This window comes from Actinacidiphila acididurans, from assembly GCF_016918855.1.
Taxonomy (GTDB): Bacteria; Actinomycetota; Actinomycetes; order Streptomycetales; family Streptomycetaceae; genus Actinacidiphila; species Actinacidiphila acididurans.
In genome coordinates this window covers 229,191-250,584 of the sequence record NZ_JADKYB010000010.1, presented here as the reverse complement: position 1 = coordinate 250,584, position 21,394 = coordinate 229,191, and the positions used below count along the sequence as shown (strand labels likewise).

At 70.9% G+C, this 21,394-nt stretch carries 19 protein-coding genes and 2 pseudogenes; 12 read left to right on the top strand and 9 right to left on the bottom strand.

The features are described from left to right. Positions 1-36: 36 nt before the first annotated feature. On the bottom strand, positions 37-357 hold the full coding sequence (locus ITX44_RS20435; protein ID WP_205358729.1) for a carboxymuconolactone decarboxylase family protein: 321 nt from the start codon (positions 355-357) through the stop codon (positions 37-39). 181 nt (positions 358-538) lie between these two features. Between ITX44_RS20435 and ITX44_RS20430 the strand changes: the two genes are divergently transcribed. Next, complete coding sequence (locus ITX44_RS20430; RefSeq protein WP_205358728.1) at positions 539-1,456, top strand: helix-turn-helix transcriptional regulator; 918 nt, start codon at positions 539-541, stop codon at positions 1,454-1,456. A 121-nt stretch (positions 1,457-1,577) separates the two neighbouring features. Here the strand turns inward: ITX44_RS20430 and ITX44_RS20425 are convergent, their stop codons facing one another. The 4 genes from ITX44_RS20425 to ITX44_RS20405 all read right to left on the bottom strand — a co-directional run bounded on the left by ITX44_RS20425 (position 1,578) and on the right by ITX44_RS20405 (position 7,386). Further along, a complete protein-coding gene (locus ITX44_RS20425; RefSeq protein ID WP_205358727.1) occupies positions 1,578-2,360 on the bottom strand; it encodes a DUF1963 domain-containing protein in 783 nt (260 codons plus the stop codon). 560 nt (positions 2,361-2,920) lie between these two features. Then, entirely contained in the window at positions 2,921-3,400 is a 480-nt protein-coding gene (locus tag ITX44_RS20415; protein WP_205358725.1) for a MarR family winged helix-turn-helix transcriptional regulator, read from the bottom strand. Between the two features lie 523 nt (positions 3,401-3,923). Continuing rightward, positions 3,924-6,197 (bottom strand): ATP-binding protein, encoded by a 2,274-nt coding sequence (locus ITX44_RS20410; protein WP_205358724.1) that lies wholly within the window; start codon positions 6,195-6,197, stop codon positions 3,924-3,926. A gap of 154 nt (positions 6,198-6,351) precedes the next feature. Next, the gene (locus tag ITX44_RS20405) at positions 6,352-7,386 is read right to left on the bottom strand and encodes an AraC-like ligand-binding domain-containing protein (protein ID WP_205358723.1); all 1,035 of its coding nucleotides are present in this window, start codon (positions 7,384-7,386) and stop codon (positions 6,352-6,354) included. 552 nt (positions 7,387-7,938) lie between these two features. On the opposite strand from ITX44_RS20405, the gene ITX44_RS20400 reads away from it, so the two are divergent. The 9 genes from ITX44_RS20400 (at position 7,939) to ITX44_RS20360 (ending at position 17,331) form a co-directional block, all read left to right on the top strand. Further along, a complete protein-coding gene (locus ITX44_RS20400) occupies positions 7,939-8,376 on the top strand; it encodes a nuclear transport factor 2 family protein (RefSeq protein ID WP_205358722.1) in 438 nt (145 codons plus the stop codon). A 120-nt stretch (positions 8,377-8,496) separates the two neighbouring features. Then, entirely contained in the window at positions 8,497-9,468 is a 972-nt protein-coding gene (locus tag ITX44_RS20395) for an alpha/beta hydrolase (protein ID WP_205358721.1), read from the top strand. A 144-nt stretch (positions 9,469-9,612) separates the two neighbouring features. Further along, entirely contained in the window at positions 9,613-10,935 is a 1,323-nt protein-coding gene (locus ITX44_RS20390) for an epoxide hydrolase family protein (protein ID WP_205358720.1), read from the top strand. 229 nt (positions 10,936-11,164) lie between these two features. Then, positions 11,165-12,295: an MFS transporter gene (locus ITX44_RS20385; protein ID WP_307795394.1), complete on the top strand. Its 1,131-nt coding sequence runs from the start codon at positions 11,165-11,167 to the stop codon at positions 12,293-12,295. Between the two features lie 82 nt (positions 12,296-12,377). Further along, positions 12,378-13,127: an SDR family oxidoreductase gene (locus ITX44_RS20380; protein WP_205358719.1), complete on the top strand. Its 750-nt coding sequence runs from the start codon at positions 12,378-12,380 to the stop codon at positions 13,125-13,127. A 120-nt stretch (positions 13,128-13,247) separates the two neighbouring features. Next, the gene (locus tag ITX44_RS20375) at positions 13,248-14,108 is read left to right on the top strand and encodes a TIGR03620 family F420-dependent LLM class oxidoreductase (RefSeq protein WP_205358718.1); all 861 of its coding nucleotides are present in this window, start codon (positions 13,248-13,250) and stop codon (positions 14,106-14,108) included. 102 nt (positions 14,109-14,210) lie between these two features. After that, a complete protein-coding gene (locus ITX44_RS20370; protein ID WP_205358717.1) occupies positions 14,211-14,675 on the top strand; it encodes a MarR family winged helix-turn-helix transcriptional regulator in 465 nt (154 codons plus the stop codon). 150 nt (positions 14,676-14,825) lie between these two features. Further along, the gene (locus tag ITX44_RS20365) at positions 14,826-15,728 is read left to right on the top strand and encodes an NADP-dependent oxidoreductase (RefSeq protein ID WP_205358716.1); all 903 of its coding nucleotides are present in this window, start codon (positions 14,826-14,828) and stop codon (positions 15,726-15,728) included. Between the two features lie 385 nt (positions 15,729-16,113). Continuing rightward, on the top strand, positions 16,114-17,331 hold the full coding sequence (locus ITX44_RS20360) for an epoxide hydrolase family protein (protein ID WP_205358777.1): 1,218 nt from the start codon (positions 16,114-16,116) through the stop codon (positions 17,329-17,331). A 75-nt stretch (positions 17,332-17,406) separates the two neighbouring features. On the opposite strand, the gene ITX44_RS20355 is transcribed toward ITX44_RS20360, so the two are convergent. The 4 genes and pseudogenes from ITX44_RS20355 to ITX44_RS20340 form a co-directional block, all read right to left on the bottom strand. Beyond that, positions 17,407-17,760 carry a hypothetical protein gene (locus ITX44_RS20355; RefSeq protein WP_205358715.1) on the bottom strand — a complete coding sequence of 118 codons (354 nt, stop codon included), beginning with the start codon at positions 17,758-17,760 and terminating at the stop codon, positions 17,407-17,409. 86 nt (positions 17,761-17,846) lie between these two features. After that, positions 17,847-18,035, bottom strand: a pseudogene (locus tag ITX44_RS41275) (DUF4913 domain-containing protein); the annotation flags it as partial. Beyond that, positions 18,029-18,457 carry an adenine nucleotide alpha hydrolase family protein gene (locus tag ITX44_RS42700; RefSeq protein WP_307795393.1) on the bottom strand — a complete coding sequence of 143 codons (429 nt, stop codon included), beginning with the start codon at positions 18,455-18,457 and terminating at the stop codon, positions 18,029-18,031. The pseudogene ITX44_RS41275 and the gene ITX44_RS42700, both read right to left, overlap by 7 nt. A gap of 279 nt (positions 18,458-18,736) precedes the next feature. Continuing rightward, positions 18,737-19,435, bottom strand: coding sequence for an SDR family NAD(P)-dependent oxidoreductase (locus tag ITX44_RS20340; RefSeq protein ID WP_205358713.1), 699 nt, complete (start codon positions 19,433-19,435; stop codon positions 18,737-18,739). Positions 19,436-19,540: 105 nt separating this feature from the next. Here ITX44_RS20340 and ITX44_RS20335 point away from each other — a divergent pair, with 105 nt between their 5' ends. Together ITX44_RS20335 and ITX44_RS20330 are read left to right on the top strand one after the other, a co-directional pair. Next, positions 19,541-20,419: a helix-turn-helix transcriptional regulator gene (locus tag ITX44_RS20335; RefSeq protein WP_205358712.1), complete on the top strand. Its 879-nt coding sequence runs from the start codon at positions 19,541-19,543 to the stop codon at positions 20,417-20,419. Between the two features lie 58 nt (positions 20,420-20,477). Further along, a pseudogene (locus ITX44_RS20330) lies at positions 20,478-20,659 on the top strand (transposase); the annotation flags it as partial. Positions 20,660-21,394 lie beyond the last annotated feature (735 nt).

Sequence of the window (21,394 nt, the reverse complement as noted above, 5' to 3'; positions counted from 1 at the left end):
CCTGGGGGCGAAGGTGGAGGCGTGGGCCGTGCCGCCCTACTCCTCGGTGATCGCCTTCAGGCGGGTCATCGCGGACATCGCGCTGGGCCATCCGGCGTAGAACGCCAGATGCGTGAGCGCCGCCACCAGCTCCTCCTGGCTCAGGCCGTTGGCCAGGGCCAGCCGCAGATGCGAGTCCAGCTGTTCGGGACGGTAGGGCGTGACCAGCGCCGCGACGGTGACCAGACTGCGGTCCCGCCGCGACAGCCCCTGATCGGCCCACACCTGGCCGAAGAGCACGTCGTCGGTCAACCGGACCAGCTCAGGTGCGGTGTCACCGAGGATCTGCTGGGCTCGGCTCTGTTGCTGGTCCGGCATGGGTGCCTGCTCTCGTTCCGGGAGGTGATCGTCTGCGGGAGCGCGGATGTCCGCGTTCTCCACCGTTCCCGATCCGTCGGCCGTCTGGCAGGGCGGGCCTTTCCCGGGAGCCCCAAAGGGGGTGTGGCAGGGCGTCCCTCGGCCGAAGCACCCCGGTGACCTGCGGGTCACACTGGAAGGCATGGCGGAACAGCGGCACAACGACAGCGGCACGGAGCTGGGCCGGTTTCTGCGCGCCCGGCGCACCCAGGTGACCCCGGCCGAGGCCGGCTTCACCCCCAGCGCCGGGGTGCGCCGAACCCCCGGGCTGCGCCGCGAGGAGGTCGCCGCGCTGGCCGGAGTGAGCATCGACTACTACACCCGGCTGGAACGCGGCAAGGAGACCCGCCCCAGCCTGTCCGTGGTCGACGCCCTGGGCCGCGCCCTGAAACTCGACACCGACGAGCTGGAACACCTCCAGGACCTGGTGATCCGCGCCGCCCGGCACGCCCCCGAACCGCCACCTGCCCCCAGCCGCACCGTGAACCCCCAGGCCAAGCTGCTGCTGGAAAGCCTGCGCCCCAACCCGGCCTACGTCACCAGCCGCACCCTGGACCTCCTCGCCCACAACCCCGGCGCGCTCGCCCTGTACGCCGGCATCGAGGACTGGCCCGCCAAGCAGCGCAACCTCGCCCGCTTCCTCTTCCTCCACCCCGCAGCCCGCGACCTCTACGCGGACTGGGACACCCAGCTCGCAGGCTGCGTCGCCCGCCTGCGCGCCCTGGCCGGAACCGACCCCGACGCCCCGGACCTGGCCAACCTCGTCGGCGAACTCCTCCTCAAGAGCCCGGACTTCGCGAAACTGTGGGACCGCTACCAGGTCACCCGCAGCCCCCACACCCGCAAGCCCAAGACCTTCCACCACCCCCAGGTCGGCGACATCACCCTCCCCTTTCAGGGCATGCGGCTCGAGGGCACCCCCGGCCACCGGCTGGGCGTCTACGTCACCACCCCCGGCACCCCCGAGCACGACGCCGTCACGCTCCTGGACATGAGCGCGCCCCAGCACGCGCCGCGGCCCGCGCAGGCAACCCCAGGGCAGCCCGACAGGCAGCTCTGAACGGCTGGTCGCCGAGACCGCGGCGGGCACGATCACGTGCTGTACGGCTGGCAAGCCTCAAGGTCCGTCAGCGAGGGCCGCGTCGTCGCCCCGGTCCACAACTTTTCCCATCGGCCGGTCTTCAGTGCCAGGCTTGCGTCACCAGTTTGATGTCGCCGAATTCCTTGTCGGCAAGATCCTTACGGCGGATCATCCAATACACGACCAGCACCATGTCGGGATCTTCCGGATTAGGGTATTCCGCCTGGGCCAGCAGCACACGTGCTTCACCGTCGTCCTCAGGCCAGCGGTACCCGCACGGGTCTTCGTGCACCGGGCATGAATAGCCGCCGAGGGTGAGCTCACCTACGCCGCCGAGGCCGTCGAAGTCACTGAGATCGTACTCGTCGTAGAGCCGCTCGTTTTCGGGGCTCGACAGCACGACGTCGTCTTCGCTGTTCGGCACGTGTGCCTCGACGCGGCCGTAGAGCGGGAAGGGCTCGCAGAGATACTCGGCGTGCTTCTCGGCAGGAGTCCGCTCGGCCGTCTCCACCCCGGCGGGGACATGGACGACACGGCCGCGGCGGTCCTCATCGCCTGGCATCGAGCCGCCCGCCCAGTACTCCTTGCTGGCGAAGAACAGCAGCCGGCCGTCCTTGGGGAGCGGAATGTCCAGCGCGTCCGGCGGCAGGGCCGCGCAGTCGACCGATGCGACGAAGTGCGGGTAGCCGTCCCACGCGACATCCGGTGGGAGCCAGGGCGAGCCGCCGTAGCGCCCCATGACCGGATCACTCTCGCTCCGCATCGAATCGTCGGGGGAGCGCAGCTCGATCCGCGGCCGGGCCAGCCGCAGGGCCCGGCCGACGACCTCGTCGGGTAAACCCCGGCTGCGCGCGCGCTCACGATAGAGCTCAAGAATGGTCACGGCCGCCACTCTTCCACACCCCTCCGACGACCTGACCTACCTGGCGACGGCATCCTGCCCGCGACGTGGCGCTTCCCCGACGCGACGGCCGGGCCACCGGTCGGTTGCGTCCAGGGAAGTGGCGTACGGGTTCCCACCTGATCCGGGCGTTGGCCCGGGGCGTCGGGGTGAGTGCCCGGATACGAGAACGGCCACGGGCTGATCTTTCAAGACGACCAAGTCTTTTCGGGTGCTGTATGCGGCCCAGGCAGTCTTCCGGTCGTCTCCCTCAAGCCGCCGGCAGATCCCACGCCCCTGCACACCCGTCAGTTCACTCCACTCCTGGCCGTCCCGCTGTGCGGTGAACGCCACCTGGACGGACGGCTGTTCCTGCAGCGCCCTGCCATGCCGTGTGCCGGTGGATGTGACGAAGACCAACAACGGAACGGCCCCCGCAGTCGGGGTGTACGACACAGCGCATGCTCCGGGGCCGTCAGCATCCGCGTAGGCAAGGGTCAGCGTCGTGTGGGCGGCCAGCGCCTGGCGGATGGCAGTCGACACGGGCGCCGCAGTGGCCTCGTTCATCGGGATCCTCTCAAGGAAACCCCGCCTTCAGGCGCAGCGGGTGACAGGTCTCCCAGCAGCAGGTCCTCGACCTGGCCGGCATAGGGGGCGAGTTGGACGACCGTCTCACGCCCGGTTGGTGTGAGGGCGAGGACTTTGCGGCGCGCGTCGGCAGTGTCCCGTTCGACGGTGAGCAGTCCTCGCGCCCTCAGTCTCTCCACGATGGGCGCGGCAGTGGACTTGTCCAGACTCGCGTAGTGGCCCAGATTGCGCTGGTCCATTGCGCCGTGCAGGCAGAGCACGCCGAGGACAGTGAACTGGGGTCCTGCGATGTCGTCGGGCAGCGTCTGCTGCCACAACCGGGTGCGCTGCTGGAACAGGCGCCTGATGACGTTGCCGGCCCCCGAGATTCCCCGAACTACGGGTTCATCGCGGCTGACTGCGTTGGCGCCGCCGTTCCCTTCGTCTCCGGCGCCGGCGCCCTCCTTGCCGAACATGGTGTGTTCCTCCTGCGCGTATGTCGAGCCAACAGGCGACCAGGCTGCCACGAGGCTGTTTCGCCTCCTGCCGACTGGCCCCGCTCCACTGCGTCGACAACAGGGCCAGGGACCAGCCGCTTGTATTGGGACGTACAACCGCTCGGACGCGTGGGCCTTGCCCGTCATGCGTCACGGCTGGGCGCCGACCGTCCGAAGGCGTGGCGACTACGATCACGGCGCCCCGCCGACCGCTGTGCCACGATGTCCCGCTTGAGGCCGAACGCCCGCCAGATCCGCGGAACAGCTGGACGGCCCGACCGAGGCGGAAGTCGGACACTTCGCGGGGGTTACCCGTCCGAGGTGTCTGGGCCTCGGCCGACGACCTGGGCGCTGCCCGGTACGAGGTTATGATCGGCGTCCTCGCTGAATACCCGCCGGAGTACCGTCGCGCCCGTCGCCGCGTCGGAGGGATTTCACGTCGGCCACGATCAAGGCGTGCTCGAGCGTGGCCGGCTCCTCCAGCAGCCCGGATGGCGGCGGTTCACGCGCTGGCGAGGTCGGCGAGGCGTTCGCGGGCCTCGGTGAGGCGGTCGGGGTCGGCTGCCTCGCCCAGGGCGAGGCAGCGGCTGTAGGCGTCCCGGGCCTCGTCGTGCCGGCCGGCCGACTCCAGCGCGTCGCCGAGGTGGATCAGGGCGCGGCTCTCCACGCGTGTATTGCCGCTGGCGCGGCACAGGTCCACGGCGGTGCGCAGGTGGCCGGCGGCTTCGGGCCAGTTCTTGAGGGAGGCGTGGGCCCGCCCGATGGACATGTGCAGGGAGGCGCGGGAGGAGTCGGCGATGGGCGGTGCGATGCGGTCGCCGGCCTGGTCGAGGAAGGCGAGCGTGCGCGTGAGCTCCGTAATCGATTCCTCGTACCGGCCCGCGTGCACAAGGATCTGGCCGTAGTTGCTCCTGGCCTGCAGGGTGCCGTGGAGGTCACCGGCGGCTTCGAAGAGCCGGGCCGACTCACGGTTGTGAGGGGCCGCCGCGGCGTAATCGCCGAGCTCGTTGAGGGCCCAGCCGGCGTAGTAGTGGGCCCAGGCCTGCTGGGGGAGGTCTCCGGCGCGCTGGGCCGCGGCGAGGGCCTGTGCGGAGCGCTGGAGGCTCTCGTGGTGGCGGCATTCGCAGATGAACAGGGCCCAGGCGTGGTAATTGAGGTGGGTGGCTTCGAGGAGGGGGTCGCCGAGGGCTTGGGCGGAGTCTGCCGCGGTGCTGAAGACCTCGGGCCAGTGTCCCCAGAAGGTCCAGTGGTCGGAGAACCAGTGAAGGGCTTCGGCGACTTCGACGACGGTGGCGTGGTCGCCGGAGGCGGCGGCCGCGCGCAAGGCGGCCAGCCAGTTGGTGCCTTCGGCCTGGAGCCATTGGCGGGCGTGTTCGGCGGTGGACAGGTCGACGGTGCCCTGCCAGGTGGGGGGTGGTGCGCCGTGGCCGGGTTCGTACCAGCGGCCGGCCACAACGGCGGTCTCGAGCAGCCAGCGGCGCAGCGCCGTACGGGCCGCCTCGGCCCGCTCGGCGGGTTCTTCGGCCCGCAGCCGATTGTGGGCGAACAGCCGGAGCAGGTCGTGGAGGCGGTAGCGGTCCTGGTCGGTGCCGAGCAGGCCGGTCTCGACGAGTTCTTCGAGGGTGTCCTCCGCGTCGAACAGCGGCTGCCCGGACAGCTGGGCGGCGCCGGCGGCGCTGGTGTCGGGGCCGTCCACCAGGGCCAGCAGCCGGAAGAGGCGGGCGGCGGTGGGGGTGAGCTGCCGGTAGGACAGGTCGAAGGCGGCGGAAAGGTGCAGGTCGCCAGCAGTGAGTACGTCCAGACGGCGTTCTTCCAGGGCGAGGCGGTCGGCGAGGCGGCGCAGGGTCCAGCCGGTGCGGGTGGCCAGCCAGTTGCCGGCCACCCGCAGGGCCAGCGGCAGGTGTCCGCAGCGGTCGGCGACCTCGGCCAGGGCGGACGCGTCCGCGTCGGCGCGGTCCCGTCCGACGAGGGCGGTCAGGAAGGCGGCGGCCTCGGCGGGGGAGAGCTCGCCGATGGGCATGCGGTGGATGTTCTCCAGGCCGGTGAGCATCCTGCGGCTGGTGATCACCACCATGCCCGTACCCGCGCTCGGCAGCAGCGGGCGCACCTGCGCCTCGTCACGGGCGTTGTCCAGCACCAGCAGGCAGCGCCGATCGGCCAGCACCCGCCGGTACAGATCCGGACGGCCCTGCTGGCCGGCGTGGGCCAGGTCCCGGTCGGCCACCCCGAGCGCTTTCAGGACCTGGAGCATCAGTTCGGCCGGTGCGGGCGGACTGTCGTCCATGCCGCGCAGGTCGACCATCAGATGCCCGTCAGGGAACCGGTCCGCCAGCGTACGGGCGGCCTGCAGTGCCAGGGTGGTCTTCCCTGCCCCCGGCGGCCCGGACACCGCCACCACCACCGGCAGCCCTGTGGCCGGGTGCCCGGCCAGTGCCGTCAGCCGCGCCAGCTCCGTCTCCCGGCCGACGAAATCGTCGATCCCGCGGGGGAAGGCACGCAGGCTGGCCGGATGGGGGCGGGGGTCGCGGCCGGACCGGGCGGCGGTCAGCAGCCGTTCCCGTTCCGCGTCGCCCAGCCCTAGCCCGTCCGCCAGTGCGGCCACCGTCCTGCGCTGGGGTGTCGCCCGCCGTCCCCGCTCCAGGTCTCCGATCCCGCGGACACTCACCCCGGAAGCCTCGGCAAGTTCCTCGATCGTCAGCGACGCCGCCAACCGCAACCGACGCAGCTGTGCCCCGAACCCCGCACCCGTCTCGGCCACCTGTTCGATCCTGTCCATTCACACCACCCGCGCACGAACCGTCCTGACATCATGCCCCAACGAGACGAGGGGCCGACCTGGGCGTTCGAGCGGCGGGCGGGGTCACCGGCCAGGCGGTGCGGCCGCGGGCAGCCGTCGGATCGGGTCCGTGGTGACTCAGCCGCGGTGCGGGTTATCCCTTTGGCGGTGCGAGGTCAGCCCCTGCGCTCCGGCCGGAAAGCGCTGTGGGCGCCGAGGACTGCCCGCCGTCTTCCTGGGCGGTTCGCAGTGCGCGCCATTGGCGGGGGGAGATGCCGTAGGCGGCGCGGAACGCCCGGCTGAAGTGGGCGGGGCTGATGAAGCCCCATCCCCGTGCTACGGCTGACACGGTGGGGGCTGTCCTGCCGCGGCGGGCCAGCTCTCGGCTGCACTCCTCCAGGCGCCGCTGCTGGATGAGTCGGCCGACGGTGGTTCCCTCGCCCTCGAAGAGCCGGTGCAAGTACCGGACGGAGATCCGGTGCGTCCGGGCGATGCTCTCCGGCGACAGGTCCGGATTGCCGAGGTTGCGGTTGATGTGGTCGCGGACCTTCAGCAGCAGGTGGCTGCGGGCGTTGTCCGCGTCCATGGCGCCCGCCTGGGCCTGCTCGGTGATCAAGGTGGCGATCAGGTCGACGACATTGCCGGCCAACCGCTCTCCGACGGTCCGCGGGTACGTGCCCGCCGAGGAGACCAGAGCCGTCAAGAACGGCAGCAACGTCGCCCCGAAGCCGTCTGCGGTGCTGATGGCGTTGCCCGTGACCTGCCGGATGTCGCCGTCCGCCACGCCCAGCATGCGGCGGGGCAGCTGGAAGACGTACGTGACGAACCGCTGCGGATAGTCGAAGGCGTACGGCCGGGTCGTGTCGTACACCACGAGGTCGCCCTCGCCCAGCTCGGCCAGCCGGCCGTCGTGGATGAAGGTGGCCGTGCCGGACATCTGGACACCGACCGCTACCAGCGCCTCGCAGGAGCGGGCGATCAAGGCCGGAGTGCGGCTGACCCGGTTCGCGTCGGCCTCCACGGTGGAGACCTGGAGATACCCGAGGCGGTTGGTGGCGATCCGGCCGTCGAACGGCCCGTCCTGCCGCGGAGCGACGGTCATGGGCACCAGCGTCCTGCTCACCGCATCGTTCCAGTAGGCGACCTTGTCCCGGTCCGGCACCGAGGCAGTCGTCAACACCAAGCTCAACTTGCTCTCCCCTCAGGGGAATGACTCCGGGGCTGCGAACGGACGGGAACAGGACGTACGGCAGCAGCTCCCCGAAGCGGCGGCCGGTGCCCGGGCACAGCCGGACGGTGCGTCGTACGGGCAGCGACCCTGCTGGGGCGCAACCGGGCCGCTTCGGCGGGGCCCGGGTTCCCGCCCGCGCCGAACAGCCAAGCAGCGGGCCCTTTTGCTCTCCAGGCAGGACCACAGGCAGAAGTCGCGATGGCGGATGTGCCTGTCCAGGGCCCCGGAGCAGCTCACCTGGGAATGCGGTCGGTCGCTACCCCACTGCGCCCACGTCTACGCCTACGCGTGCGCTGTAAGGAAAGGTCGCTGCGCTGCGGGGCAATTTCTGCGCCGTGCGGGGGCCTAGCCTCGGCGTCAGTTGCGTGCAGACCCGTTACGTCGCATCCCAGCTGCGGCGAAAAAGTTGATGTATCACCTAAATGGCCTAGGGCGATCAAGTCGAGGGCACCACCCGCGGCACCTGCACTGCCACGACCGGTGCGCTGGTTACACGAGGAGCGAGGACTCATGTCGGACAACGAGAAGTTCATCAGGGCCGCCTATCAGGTGGCGGAGGTCCAGGACATCCCCGGATGGGTCGCCTGCTTCACCGAGGACGGCACCTTCACCGACGAGTCGGTCGGTGTCACCTACCGAGGACAGGACGTCGCCCAACCCGTCGAGAACTACGCCGAAGCTTTCCCCGACATGCACCGGGAGCTGTACGACGTCTACGTCCAGGGCGACATCGTCATCGTGGAGCTGTCCCTCAACGGGACGCACAACGGCCCCCTGCGCACGCCGTTCGGAGTGATCGCACCCACCGGCAAGACCATCAAGGTGCCCTGCTGCGACGTGTTCCGGGTCCGCGACAGCAAGATCGCGTCGTTCAACTGCTACCCGTCCGGCACGGTCCTGTTCGGCCAGCTGGGCGTCCTGAACAACCTGCAGGCCGCCGCCCGGTAGCCCGCAGCACGCACCCGTCTCGATTCGTGGGGTTCCTGCCCGGATCAGAGCGGTTTTCACCCACCCGGCGCGACAGGCCGGCCGCTGCCCCCACGCCATGACCGAACGAGGAGTACCACCATGTCCGGCAACCCCCGCAACATCGCTCTCGAACCCGCCGCGCAGGCGTTCGTGGATGCCACGTCCGAGCCTCCGTTCCTCTACCGGCTTCCTCCGGAGGAAGGCCGCAAAGCCGTGGACCAGGTCCAGGACGCCGAGATCTTCAAGCCGGAGATCGACGAGGAGTGGGTGGACGTACCGGCAGGGCCCACCGGCACCGTCCGGGTCCGCATCGTCCGCCCCGCGGGATCGGGCGGCACGCAGCTGCCGGTCATCCTCTACGTGCACGGCGCCGGATGGGTCTTCGGCGACGCGCACACCCACGACCGGCTGGTGCGCGACCTGGCCGTCGGCGTGAACGCCGCCGTGGTCTTCCCCGAGTACGACCGCGCGCCGGAGGCCGGCTACCCGGTCGCTCTGGAGCAGAGCTACGCGGCGGCCCGGTGGGTGACGACCGACGGCTCCCCCCGGAACCTGGACGCCCAGCGGCTCGCGGTGGCCGGCGACTCCGTCGGCGGCAACATGGCCATCGCCCTGACACTGCTGGCCAAGGAGCGCGGCGACGTCCGGTTCGTCAAGCAGGTCGAGTTCTACCCGGTCACCGACGCGGCCTTCGGCACCGCCTCCTACCAGGAGTTCGCCGAGGGCTACTTCCTCGCCCGCGACGGGATGAAGTGGTTCTGGGACCAGTACACCACCAGCGAGGAGGAGCGCGGCCGGATCACCGTCTCGCCGCTGCGCGCCGACCTGGAGGACCTGAAGGGCCTGCCGCCGGCGCTGATCATCACCGCCGAGGCCGACGTGCTGCGCGACGAGGGCGAGGCGTTCGCGGCCAAGCTCCGCAGGGCGGGCGTGCCGGCCACGAACGCCCGGTTCGGAGGCATCGTCCACGACTTCGTCATGGTCAACGCGCTTCACGACACCGAGGCGGCCAAGCACGCGGTGCTGCTCGCGGTGGCCAGCCTGAAGCAGGCCCTGCACCCGGTGGTCTGACCGGCCCGTAAGGCCCGTCCGCCGCGGGCCGCCGAGTAGGCGGCAGGCCGCGGCGGACGGCCCCCGTCGCCGTATCCCGCACGAATCTTCCCGCTCGCGCCGCACCCGTTCACCCCGGTGCGCGCCTTGTGTTGGAGCGCTTCCATGCGTATATCACGTCAACCCGGCCCGGCCGCGGACACGGCGCCCTTCCAGCCGTCGCGGCGCAGCCTGCTGCGGACCGCGACCGTCGCCGGCCTGGCGACCGCCCCAGCGGTCCTGGGCGCGGACCTCGCGTTCGCCGGCACCGCCACCGGCACTGTCGGCCCGCTGCAACTGCCGGAGGCCACCGAGCAGATCACACCGCTGCACATCAACGTCCCCGAAACCCTGCTGAAGGACCTGCGCCACCGGCTGGCGAGCGTTCGCCTGCCCGAGCGGGAAACCGTCGACGACGCCTCCCAGGGCGTCCAACTCGCCAAGCAGATCGGCCTGTTGCGGTACTGGCGCACACGGTACGACTGGCGGCGCTTCGAGCGGAGGATCAACGCCCTGGGGCAGTACCGCACCCGGATCGACGGATTGGGCATCCACTTCCTCCACGCGCGCTCCCGGCACGCCGACGCCACGCCGCTGATCCTGACGCACGGATGGCCCGGCTCGTTCGTGGAGTTCCTGAAGACGATCGGCCCGCTGACCGACCCCACCGCCCACGGCGGCACCGCGCAGGACGCCTTCCACGTCGTCATCCCCTCCCAGCCCGGCTTCGGTTTCTCCGACCGCCCCGGCGGCACCGGCTGGACCACCGCCCGCACCGCGGCCGCCTGGGCCACCCTCATGGAACGCCTGGGCTACACCCGCTACATCGCGCAGGGCGGCGACTGGGGCGGCGGCGTCACGACCCAGCTCGGCAGGCTGCGCCCCAACGGCCTGCTCGGCACGCACCTGAACTTCCCCGAGTACGCCTTCGCCCCGCCGGTCACCGGCACGGTCACCGCGGCGGAACAGGCGGCACTCGACGAGATCCAGACCTTCTCCGCCCAGTACTCCGGCTACTTCCAGGAGCAGTCCACCCGCCCGCAGACCATCGGCTACGCCCTGGCCGACTCGCCCTCGGGACAAGCCTCCTGGATCTACGAGAAGTTCCTCGACTGGACCGACAACACCGGCACGCCGCAGGGCGTTCTGTCGACGGACGAGATCCTGGACAACATCACGCTGTACTGGCTCACCGACACCGCCGCCTCCTCGGCCCGCATCTACTGGCAGAACTACGGCGCCTCAGGGCTGACCAAGCTCGACCTGCCGGTCGGGCTGAGCGTGTTCCCGCACGAGCTGGTGCGCAGCCCGAGGATCTGGGCCGAGCGGGCCTACAGCGACCTGGTCTATTTCAACGACCAGATCCCGTACGGGGGCCACTTCGCGGCGTTCGAGCAGCCGCAGCTCTTCGCCGAGGAAGTCAGGAAGTTCACGCGCCTGGTGAAGTAGCGCCTCCCGCCGACCGGTCGGCGGCGCGTGCGACGAGACGCGTGCCGCCACCGACATCCGGCCCACCCGGGCCGCCGTCCGGACCAGCAATCCAGGGAGAGCCATGAACAGCCGGCCACCGACGCATGGCGGCCGCCCGGCCGGATCCAGCACCGAAGCCGTGCCCCCGACGACGCGTACGCGGGCATCGAAGCCGAAGCCGAAACGGCCGCGTGGGGGATGGCCGGCCGTGGCGTCCGTCGCCGCGGTGTCGTTCGTCCTGGTGCTCTCGGAGTTCCTGCCCATCGGCCTGCTGCCCGCCATCGGCGGCGGCCTTCACGTGGACACCGGCACCGCCGGCCTTTTGGTGGTCGTACCCGGAGTGACGGCCGCGGTGGCCGCACCACTGCTGACCGTCGCGTCCGGCCGGCTGGACCGCCGGCACGTCCTGATCGCCCTGGCCGCCCTGATCACCGGGTCCGACGTGCTGGCGGCCCTGGCACCCGGCATCGGGGTGATGGTGGCGGCACGCCTGCTGCTGGGGCTGAGCGTCGGCGGGTTCTGGGCCATGGGAGCAGGCGTCGGTGGCCGCCTCGTCGCAGCCGCTGACGCAGACCGTGCGGCCTCGCTGATCACGGCCGGCATCTCCGCCGGCACCGTCATCAGCCTCCCGCTTGGCGCGCTGATCGGCCATCTCGCAGGCTGGCGCGCCGCCTTCGTCATCGCGGCCGCCGCCGGAGCACTGGCCGTGTTGCTGCTGGGCGCCGCGCTGCCCGCGCTCAGGCTCACCGAGGCGGTACGTCCGGCCACGCTCGCGAGTGCGCTGCGCCGGCCCCCCGTCGCGCTGGCGCTGCTCGCCACCGCGGCCGTGTTCTTCGGCCACTTCGCCGCCTACACCTACATCACCCCCTACCTCCAGCAGCACGCCCACCTCGGCCCGCCCACCGTCACCGCGGTGCTGCTCGGCTACGGGCTGGCGGGTCTGGCGGGCAACCTGCTGGTCGGCTTCGCCGGGGGCCGCTCGCCGCGGGTCATGGCTGCGTTCGCCGCCGTGGTCCTCGCCGGCGCCGTACTCGCGCTCACCCTCACCACCGTGACACCCGTCGCCGTGGTCCTCGTCCTGCTGTGGGGTGCGGCCTTCGGCGCGGTGCCCCTGATCGGGCAGGTCCGGGTCACGCGTGCGCTCCCGCAGGCCCCGGACGCCGCCCTCGCCTTGCTGGTCAGCGCCTCGCAGACGTTCCTCGCGCTCGGCTCGTTGACGGGTGGGGCGCTGACCGACCGCCACGGCACCACGGCTGCGTTCGCGGTCGGAGCCGTCGTGGTGCTGCTCGGAGCGCTGGTGCCCGCTGGCCGGCCTGCCAGCGGTGCCCCAGGTAGTTGACATGTCACCTACTCGGGGCTATGTTGGTTGAAGTTTGAATGAGATGGGTGGTCTACGGACCGCTCGGAGGCAGGAGCACACCATGGGACAGCTGAACGGCAAGACGGTCGTGATCACCGGTGGCACCAGCGGCATCGGGCTGGCCACGGCGGAGCGCTTCAGCCAGGAGGGCGCCCACGTCTACATCACCGGGCGCCGCAAGGACGCCCTCGACCAGGCGGTCGCGAGGATCGGCGGAAACGTGACGGCCGTCCAGGCCGACAGCAGTGACCTCGCGGACCTCGACCGCCTCTACGCCACCATCGCCGACGCCGGGCACCGTATAGACGTGCTGTTCGCCAACGCCGGCGGTGGCGGGTTCGCCAAGCTGGGCGAGATCACCGAGGAACACTTCGAGGCCACCTTCGGCACCAACGTCAAGGGGACGCTCTTCACCGTGCAGAAGGCTCTCCCGCTCCTCGTCGACGGCGCGTCGGTGATCCTCACCGGCTCCACCGCCGCCACGGTCGGCAGCGAGGCGTTCGGCGTCTACGGCGCCTCCAAGGCCGCGATCCGCTCCTTCGCCCGGACCTGGGCGAACGAACTGCGCGGCCGCGGCATCCGCGTCAACACGATCTCCCCCGGACCGATCACGACTCCCGGCCTGAACGGGCTCGCCCCCGACGAGGAGCAGGCCGCTCAACTCCGCGAGACCCTCGCCGCAGGCGTGCCCCTCGGCCGTATGGGGCAGCCCGAGGAGGTCGCGAGCCTCGCCCTCTTCCTCGCCACCGGCGAGTCGAGCTTCATCACCGGCACCGAGATCTACGTCGACGGCGGCGCCAACCAGATCTGACGCGGGCACCCGCGGGCCGATCCACTCGCGGGTCGGCCCGCCCACCGGCAGGCTTCTCGACCGGCCCCGCCCTCCGGCCCGCGGCAGATCCGGGCCGGACCAGCACTGAGGGACACGAACATGGACATCGGAACCACCGGCATCTGGAGCCCGGAACTTCGCCTGCACCCCGACCCCGTGGAGATCCACGAGGCCGCGGCCGAGCTCGGCCGGCACGGCTGGGGAGCCCTCTGGATCCCCGGACTCGGTGGCGGCGACATCCTCGGGGACGCGGAACGCCTGCTGCGGGCCACCGACGAGACCGCGGTGGTCACCGGCGTCCTCAGCATCTGGCGCCACAGTGCGACCGACATGGCGGCCGGACACGCCCGGCTGAGCAAGGAGTACGGCCGCCGGATCCTGCTCGGCCTCGGAGTGAGCGACGCCGCGGCCGCGCGCCAGGCCGGCGGGACCTACCGTCCGCTGGCCGCGCTCAACGCCTACCTCGACCAGCTCGACGAGGCAGCCTCCGGCGTTCCCGCCGGTGAACGCCTCGTAGCCGCCATGGGACCCAAGCTCACCGAACTGGCCGGCCGACGCAGCGCGGGCACGCACCCCTTCCTCGTCACGCCGGAGTCCACCGCCGGCGCCCGCGAGTTGCTCGGCCCCGCCCCGCTGCTCGCCCCGTACCAGGCCGTCGTCGTGGACGAAGACCCGGACCGCGCGCGTGCCACGGCCCGCGGGTTCCTGGCGCCGTTCATCGGCATGGGCCACTACGCCGCCAGTCTGCAGCGGCAGGGCTTCACCGCGGACGACCTCGCCCACGGCGGCAGTGACCGGTTGATCGACGCCGTCGTCGCGTGGGGCGGGCTCGATGCGATCGACGCGCGCATCCGCGCCCACCTCGACGCCGGCGCCACCCACGTCGCGATCCACGCCATCGGCGACGGCCAGGGGCTCCCGCTCGACCAGTGGCGGGCATTGGCGCCGCTCGCCCGCTGACCGCTCCGCCCTTCGGGCGGACGAACGCGGGCCGGCAGGGATTAGCAGTGAGGGTGGTGGCAGGAGGAGGTGGAGACGTCAACCTTCTCGTACCATGCACGCATGGACATGGAGCCCCGCTGGCTCACCCCGGTCGAGGAACGGGCGTGGCGCGGCATGCTGCGGATGCACGACCTGCTGGTGAGCGAGGCCGGCCGGGTCATGCAGAGCGAGTACGGGCTGTCCGGAGCCGACTACCCTGTGCTGGCGGAGCTGAGCCGCGTCCCCGGCGACCGGCTGCGAATCCTCGAACTCACCAAGGTGCTCGGGTGGGAGAAGAGCAGGGTGTCCCACCAGCTCGCACGCATGATCAAGCGCGGCCTCCTCGCCCGCGAGGAGTGCGTGGAGGACGGGCGCGGGGCGTACGTGATGATCACCCCTGCCGGCCGTGCGGCGATCGAGGCCGCCGCACCACGGCACGTCGAGGACGTCCGGCGCCTGCTGTTCGACCACCTCACCCCCGGCCAGGTCGTCATGCTGGCCGAGATCTCCGAGACAGTCATCGGGAAGATCAGCCCGGACCGTTGACGCCCGGCGGTCCCCACACCACCCGAAGAGCCTTCTGAAGGCCGTGGTGAAGGCCGTGGTCCGCTGCACTATGTCACGGGCGTATTGGTGACGTATCAACTATAGGTGAGGCGCCGGTCGCCGAACCATGAAGCCATGGAATGAGGAGACATGCCGGGTGCTGTAGTGCTGTCCGAGTTCGGGCCGCCGGAGGTTCTGCGATGGGCGGAGGTGCCGCTGCCCGAGCCTGCCAAGGGCCAGATAAGGATCAAGGTGAAGGCGGCGGGCGTCGGCCCGACCGACCTCGCTATCCGATCGGGACACCTGAAGGCATTCCCACTGGGGCCGGACACCGTGCTCGGCTTCGAGGCCGCGGGCACCGTCGACGCCGTGGGTCCGGGCGTGGAGGGCACCGCTGTCGGGGACGAGGTCGCGGCGCTGCTGTTCGGCCTGGGCGGCTACGCACAGTACGCGCTCGCGTCGATCTGGACGCGCAAGCCCGCGCCGGTGTCCTGGGTGGACGCCGCGGCCCTGCCGAGCTCCGCCGAGGCGGCCGCAGGAGTGCTGCGGCAGCTTGACGTCAGGCCGGGGGAGACGCTTCTGCTGTTCGGCGGCGGCGGATCGGTGGGCGTCATCGCCACCCAACTCGCCGTCGCCCAGGGCGTGAAGGTGCTCAGCGCGGTCGGTGCCCGGGACGACGAGCTGGCCGCCCGGTTGGGCGCCACCCCGGTGCGTTACGGTCCCGGGCTCGTCGAGGAGGTTCGCCGGTCGGGCGGCGTCCAGGCCGTCTTCGACGCCGCCGGCAAGGGGGTACTGGCCGATGCGGTCAGCCTGGCCGGGGGACCTGAACGCGTGGTCACCCTGTCCGACCCCGCGGCGGCCGACTTCGGCGTCGTGCTCTCCCAGCCGTCGCCCGACCGCGCGCCCGGCGCGCTGGACGAGGCCATGAGGATGCTCGCCGAGGGACGGCTGACGATGCGGGAGCGCATGGCCATGCCCATGGCTCAAGCCGCCCAGGCCCACCGCCTGCTGGAAAGCGGCGAGGTGCACAAGCGCATCATCCTCACCCTCTGACAACCCGGCGCCGGCGGGCCGCGCTCAGTAGCTCGCCGGTACCGCGCAGAACGTTCGGGCAGACGGCGCGGTCCTCGCTTCAGCCGGCGTCGTCCCGGCCGAGATCCGGCTCGACGCCCGAGTCCCCGCTGCCGTCGCACGCGACACGGGTGCTCACCACACTCCACGCCGACCCACGGCCGAGCCCTGGCGCGGATGCACCACTCGAAGCCGCTTCCGGCTGACGTAGGTCAGCAGTACGCACACCCACACCCCAGCGACCATGGAGACCCCCATGCTCAGAGGCACCAACCGCCTTCTGCCGCCCCCGGCCGAGGAGTCGCCGCGGACGAACAGCCGCCGCGGTTTCCTGCGTACGGCCGCACTGGCGGGGAAGGCTTCCGTCCTGCCGGTCGGACTGACCACCAACGCCCCGGCGGCACAGGCCGCGACGGTAGCCGACCTGGCCCTGCCGCCGGCCGGCAAGGACATCGAACGGTTCAACCTGCACGTACCCCAGAGCGCGCTCAACGACCTTCGGCGCCGGCTGGCCGCGGCCCGGCTGCCGGACCCGGAAACCGTCGAGGACGTCTCCCAGGGCGTGCCGCTCACCCGGTTGCGCGGCCTCGTCGAGTACTGGCGTACCAGCTACGACTGGCGCGCCCTGGAAGCCCGGCTGAACCGGACCGGCCAGTACCGGACGCAGATCGACGGCCTGGGCATCCATTTTCTGCACGTCCGCTCCAAGCACCCGAACGCCCTGCCGGTCATCCTCAACCACGGCTGGCCCGGCTCCTTCGTCGAGTTCCTCGACACGATCGGCCCACTCACCGACCCGACTCGCTACGGCGGCAGTGCCGACGACGCCTTCCACGTCGTCATCCCCTCGATGCCCGGCTACGGCTTCTCCGACCGGCCTACGCAGCCGGGCTGGGACCCTTCCCGGATAGCCGCCGCATGGGGCGAACTGATGCGGCGTCTGGGCTACCACCGCTACATCGCCCAGGGCGGTGACTGGGGCGGCGCCGTCACCACCCAGATGGCCAAGCAACGTCCGAACGGCCTGATAGGTGTGCATCTGAACCTGCCGGAATTCATGCTGACCAACACCGCCCTCGGGGACAGCACGCCGGAGGAACAGGCGGCCATCGCCCAGCAGCAGGTCTTCGCCGCGCAGTACTCCGGCTACTTCCAGGAACAGGCCACCCGCCCCCAGACCCTGGGCTACGGACTCGCCGATTCCCCCACGGGACAGGCCGCGTGGATCTACGAGAAGTTCATCGACTGGACGGACAGCGACCACCACCCTGAACGCGTCCTCGGTTACAGCCGGATGCTCGATGACATCACCCTTTACTGGCTCACCAATACGGGCGCCTCGTCGGCGCGACTGTACTGGGAGTTCTACCGGGACAACCACGACCTGACCGTGCTGGAACTGCCGGTCGGGGTCAGCGTCTTCCCCGCGGAACTGGTGCGCACACCCAAGGTGTGGGCGGAGAAGGCCTACAAGGACCTCGTCTACTTCAACGACGACATCACCGCCGGCGGTCATTTCGCCGCGTTCGAGCAGCCACGGATCTTCGCGGACGAGCTGCGGGCCTACGCCCGACTCGTCCGGTGAGCCGGACTGAGCGGGCATGCCGTGGTCCCGCCGCCCGGGGGCCGGACTGACAGCCGTCGCCGAACCGGGCCCTGCTCAGGGCCGCCCTCGATGAAGAGCCCGATGGACGCCAACTCGGCGTGCCAGCGGGCAGCCGCGCTGGATCAGCCACTTCTGGGCGAAGGCAAGGGTGGCGTGGCGACGGGTGTCGAAGGTGAAGGATCGCCGGTCCATGTCGCGGGTGATGTGGATGGCGACGAGCTGGTCGGCGCCCGGGCCGGCCCACGGAGCCGAGGCATCGTGAGCGATCAGGTGACTGGCCTGTTCAGGGCCTTCGGCATGGTGCTCGGCGAGCACGGTGAGATCGCCGTCCCGCACACCGCCCGCCGTCAGGTCGTCGTGGGCGTGCGCGGGCTGCAGCCCGTCCGGACGGAAGTCCGGGCCGGTCACCCGGCGGCTTCCGGCATCTGGGCAACGGCTGGCTGGGGCCGCGGTTGGGCGCGTGCGGTGAGTGGATCCGCTGCTTCGGTCGCTGTAGCGGGGGTGGCGAGCAGGCGGTGCGTGGGGCGGTTCGTGTTGGTCGTGCAGGCGCCGAACGGGCCGTCGGGCGCGCGGAGCCGGGAGAGAGTGGGGTCGAGGTGGTTGCGGTGCCATGTCGAGGCTCCGGTGAGGCCGGCTTCGGTGTCGGTGAGCTGCTGCCAGGCCAGCCACAGGGCGTCTAGGCGGTGAGGTCGAAGCCCTCTGCGGCGGGGTCGCCGCCGGGGCATGACCAGGGTGAGCAGCCCTCGGCGGCGCCGTGCTCCAGCACATCGGCGGCTTCCTCGTCCAAGGTGGCCTGGCGCCCGGCCCACTCGTGGGCGGAGACGTGGTCGATCGGCGCTTGGTCCAGATTGAGTGCGTGGTCGCGGATGTGGCCGGCGGAGACCCGGGGGATCGGGATGCCAGCGGGTTCGGCGACTTCCCGCTCCAGGCGGTCGAGGTGCTCGTAGACGGCGCGGGGCTCCCACCTGGTGTCGGCGAAGACCGCGGCGTCCAGGGCCGGAAGTCGGCCCTCGGCCGCCAGCAGGAGCAAGGTGGAGGACTGCACTCCGGCGCCCAGCGACAAGGTACGCAGCGCGGGCCTTGCACGCTCCGTGGTCCCGCGCACTGCTCGGCATCCGCGCTGTGCACCGTCACCCGCGTGTGATACGCCCGGGCAGCTGGTGACGCCCCGACGAATGCCTTGCCGATCCCCGCGACCTGGCCGGTGCCGGCCAGGTCGATGTGCGCATGGTTCCTGCTCATTCACGGTCTGCAGGCGATGCTGTCATCTGGAGATGTCGCCCAGTGCGCTCCGCCAACTTGAAGACGCAGGTCAAAGGGCTGGCGTGACGGTCGCCCCAGGTTCTCACGCTGGTCGGAGGCGGCAGTCTCCGGACCGCCGGTGTCAGGACCAGGCGATCTCGCCATGGCGGTCGATGAAGCGTCCGGTGCCGGCGCCGGGTTCCTCGGTGGCGAGGGCGACGATCGCGTCCGTGCCCTCGGTGAGGGTCTGGAAGCCGCTGTGGCCGTTTATGTCGGTCGCGGTGTAGCCGGGGTCGGCGGCGTTGAAGCGAATGCCCTTGAGCCCCTTGGCGTACTGCGTGGTCAACATCGTCAGCGCCGCCTTCGAGGAGGCGTACAGCGGCGCGACGACGTGCGACTCGGACCGGCTGGGGTCGTGGGTGAAGGCGAGAGAGCCCATGCCGCTGCTGACGTTGATGATCACGGGGTCGTCCGAGCGGCGCAGCAGCGGCAGGAACGCGGTGGTGGTGCGGACGACGCCGATGACGTTGACGTCGAGGACGGCGCGGGCGTCGGCGGCGGTGAGGTCGCCGGGATCACCGAAGGGTCCCTGTACCCCCGCGTTGTTGATCAGGACATCGATCCTGCCCTCGTGCTCGGCGATGTCCGCGGCGGCGGCGGCCACGGACGCGTCGTCGGTCACGTCGACGGGGACGAAGCGTGCGCCCAGCGCGGTGGCGGCCTCCTCACCCCGCCCACGGTCGCGGGCTCCCAGGAGAACGGTGTGACCGCACGCGATGAGGCGGCGGGCGGTCTCGCGGCCGATGCCCTTGTTGGCTCCGGTGATGAAAGTGATCGTCATGCCTTCGATGGTTGCCTTGACGAGGGAGTCGGACCAGGGACGCTTCGACGGTGGGAAGACCAGTACCACCCTTGCGCTCCCGCACGTGATCGGGGATGCAGGAGGATGGAGGGCATGACGACGACATCCCCCGGGGCCGGACTGGGCGCCGCGATCCGCACGTGGCGGAACCGGCTTCCCCCGTCGGCCGCCGGGCTGCCGGTCGTCCGCAAGCGCCGGGCTGTCGGGCTGCGGCGCGAGGAACTGGCCGACCTGGCCGGAGTGTCGGTCGACTACGTCGTGCGCCTGGAGCAGGGGCGGGCCACGACACCCTCGGCGTCGGTGGTGGCGTCCCTGGCGCGCGCCTTGCAGTTGTCCACCGCCGAGCGGGACCACCTCTACCGGTTGGCCCGGATCGTGCCGCCGGCGGACGGCACGATCCGCGACCATCTCCCGCCCGGTATGCAACGAGTGCTCGTCCGCCTCGGAGACGTACCGGTTGCCGTGTTCGCGGCGAACTGGCAACTGGTGTGGCGGAACCACGGGTGGGCGGCCCTGCTGGGCGACCCCTTGGCCTCGCCGCCCCGGATGCGCAACTTCGCCCGCGACAGGTTCCCGGTGGGCGCCGATCACACCCCCCTCGCGCTGTGGCCGGTCACCGATACGGACCCCGACACCACCGACGCCGCCCTCGTCTCCGACCTGCGCCGCGCCACCGGCCGCTTCCCCCGGGACAGTCGCCTGGCCGCGCTGGTCCGCGACCTGAACGCAGGCAACGAGCGGTTCGCCGAGTTGTGGGCGAAGGGAGAGGTGACCGCGAACCGCGAGGTCCGCAAGACGGTCGACCACCCGTCGGTGGGCCCGGTCACGGTGGACTGCGATGTCCTGACCGACAGCGACACCGAGCTCAAGATCGTCATCATGACCGCCGCGCCGGGCAGTGAGGACGAGACCAAACTCCAGCTCACCACCGTCGTCGGCCCACCGGCCGGCATACGCAACTGATCCGCCCCGCGCGTCGGCGGTCACCGACAGCGTCACGTACTGGGACGACGAATGGGCCCTGATCGAACCGCTGTTGCCAACACCGGCCTGCGAGACGAAGGCGGGCGGCCGCCGGAGAAGCATCCTCGCCGGGAGATCGTGGACGCGATCCGCTATGTCGTGGACACCAGTTGCAAGTGGCGGGCACTGTCCGAGGACTTCTCGCCTTGGCGCACGTCCTACGGGTTCACGGCCCGCTGGGCCGCCTGCGGCGACCGATGCGCTCCACCCGAGGGCTTCGGGCGTGTGCCGGCGGGGCCGCTCCGGCGCGGGCTATGACTACCCCTGGCCCGCGGGGCGACGCTCTGCAACTGATCCCAGTCCTCGAATGGCTACGTGTATTGCGTCCGGAAGGCGGATGCCCACAGCATTGGCCGACTCGAGAACTTCAGGCTGTGGCTACGCGCTACGGCGAACGTGCCTTCGTCTTCCAGGGAACCGTCAACGTTGTCGCGGTCCGGCTGTGGGCCCGGCCCTGACCGAGCTCAGCTCTTCCGCGCCGTCACTCTGGAAAACAGCCAATGTCTGCCGTCCTCGCCCTTACAGTTGCTGTCACCACCAGTACCGGCTCTGCCGAACCAGCCCGTCTTGTCCCGCTGACCTGCCCGAACTCATCAGGCTCCTATTGGTGTTCGTCCTGGCACCACCCGTCCGGACCCCGGAACACGTCCTGCGCCGGAAGGCCTGGCGCCGCCACCATCAAGCCGTCGCGCAAGCCTGCCTCCAGCTTCTCATCGGAGAACACCCGCGTCGCCACGCTGCTCTGCCCTCTCGCTGAGCCGTCACCCACTCGACCCAACGAGCCAGGCAAACATCGGGAACAGGCCCGGGCGAGAACCACCAGGTCACAAGCTCAGCATTGGCTTGGCGTTGTTTTTTTCGGCGAGAACTACAGGGGTCCCGACATGGACAGGCCTCCGAATCGCCGAATCGCGG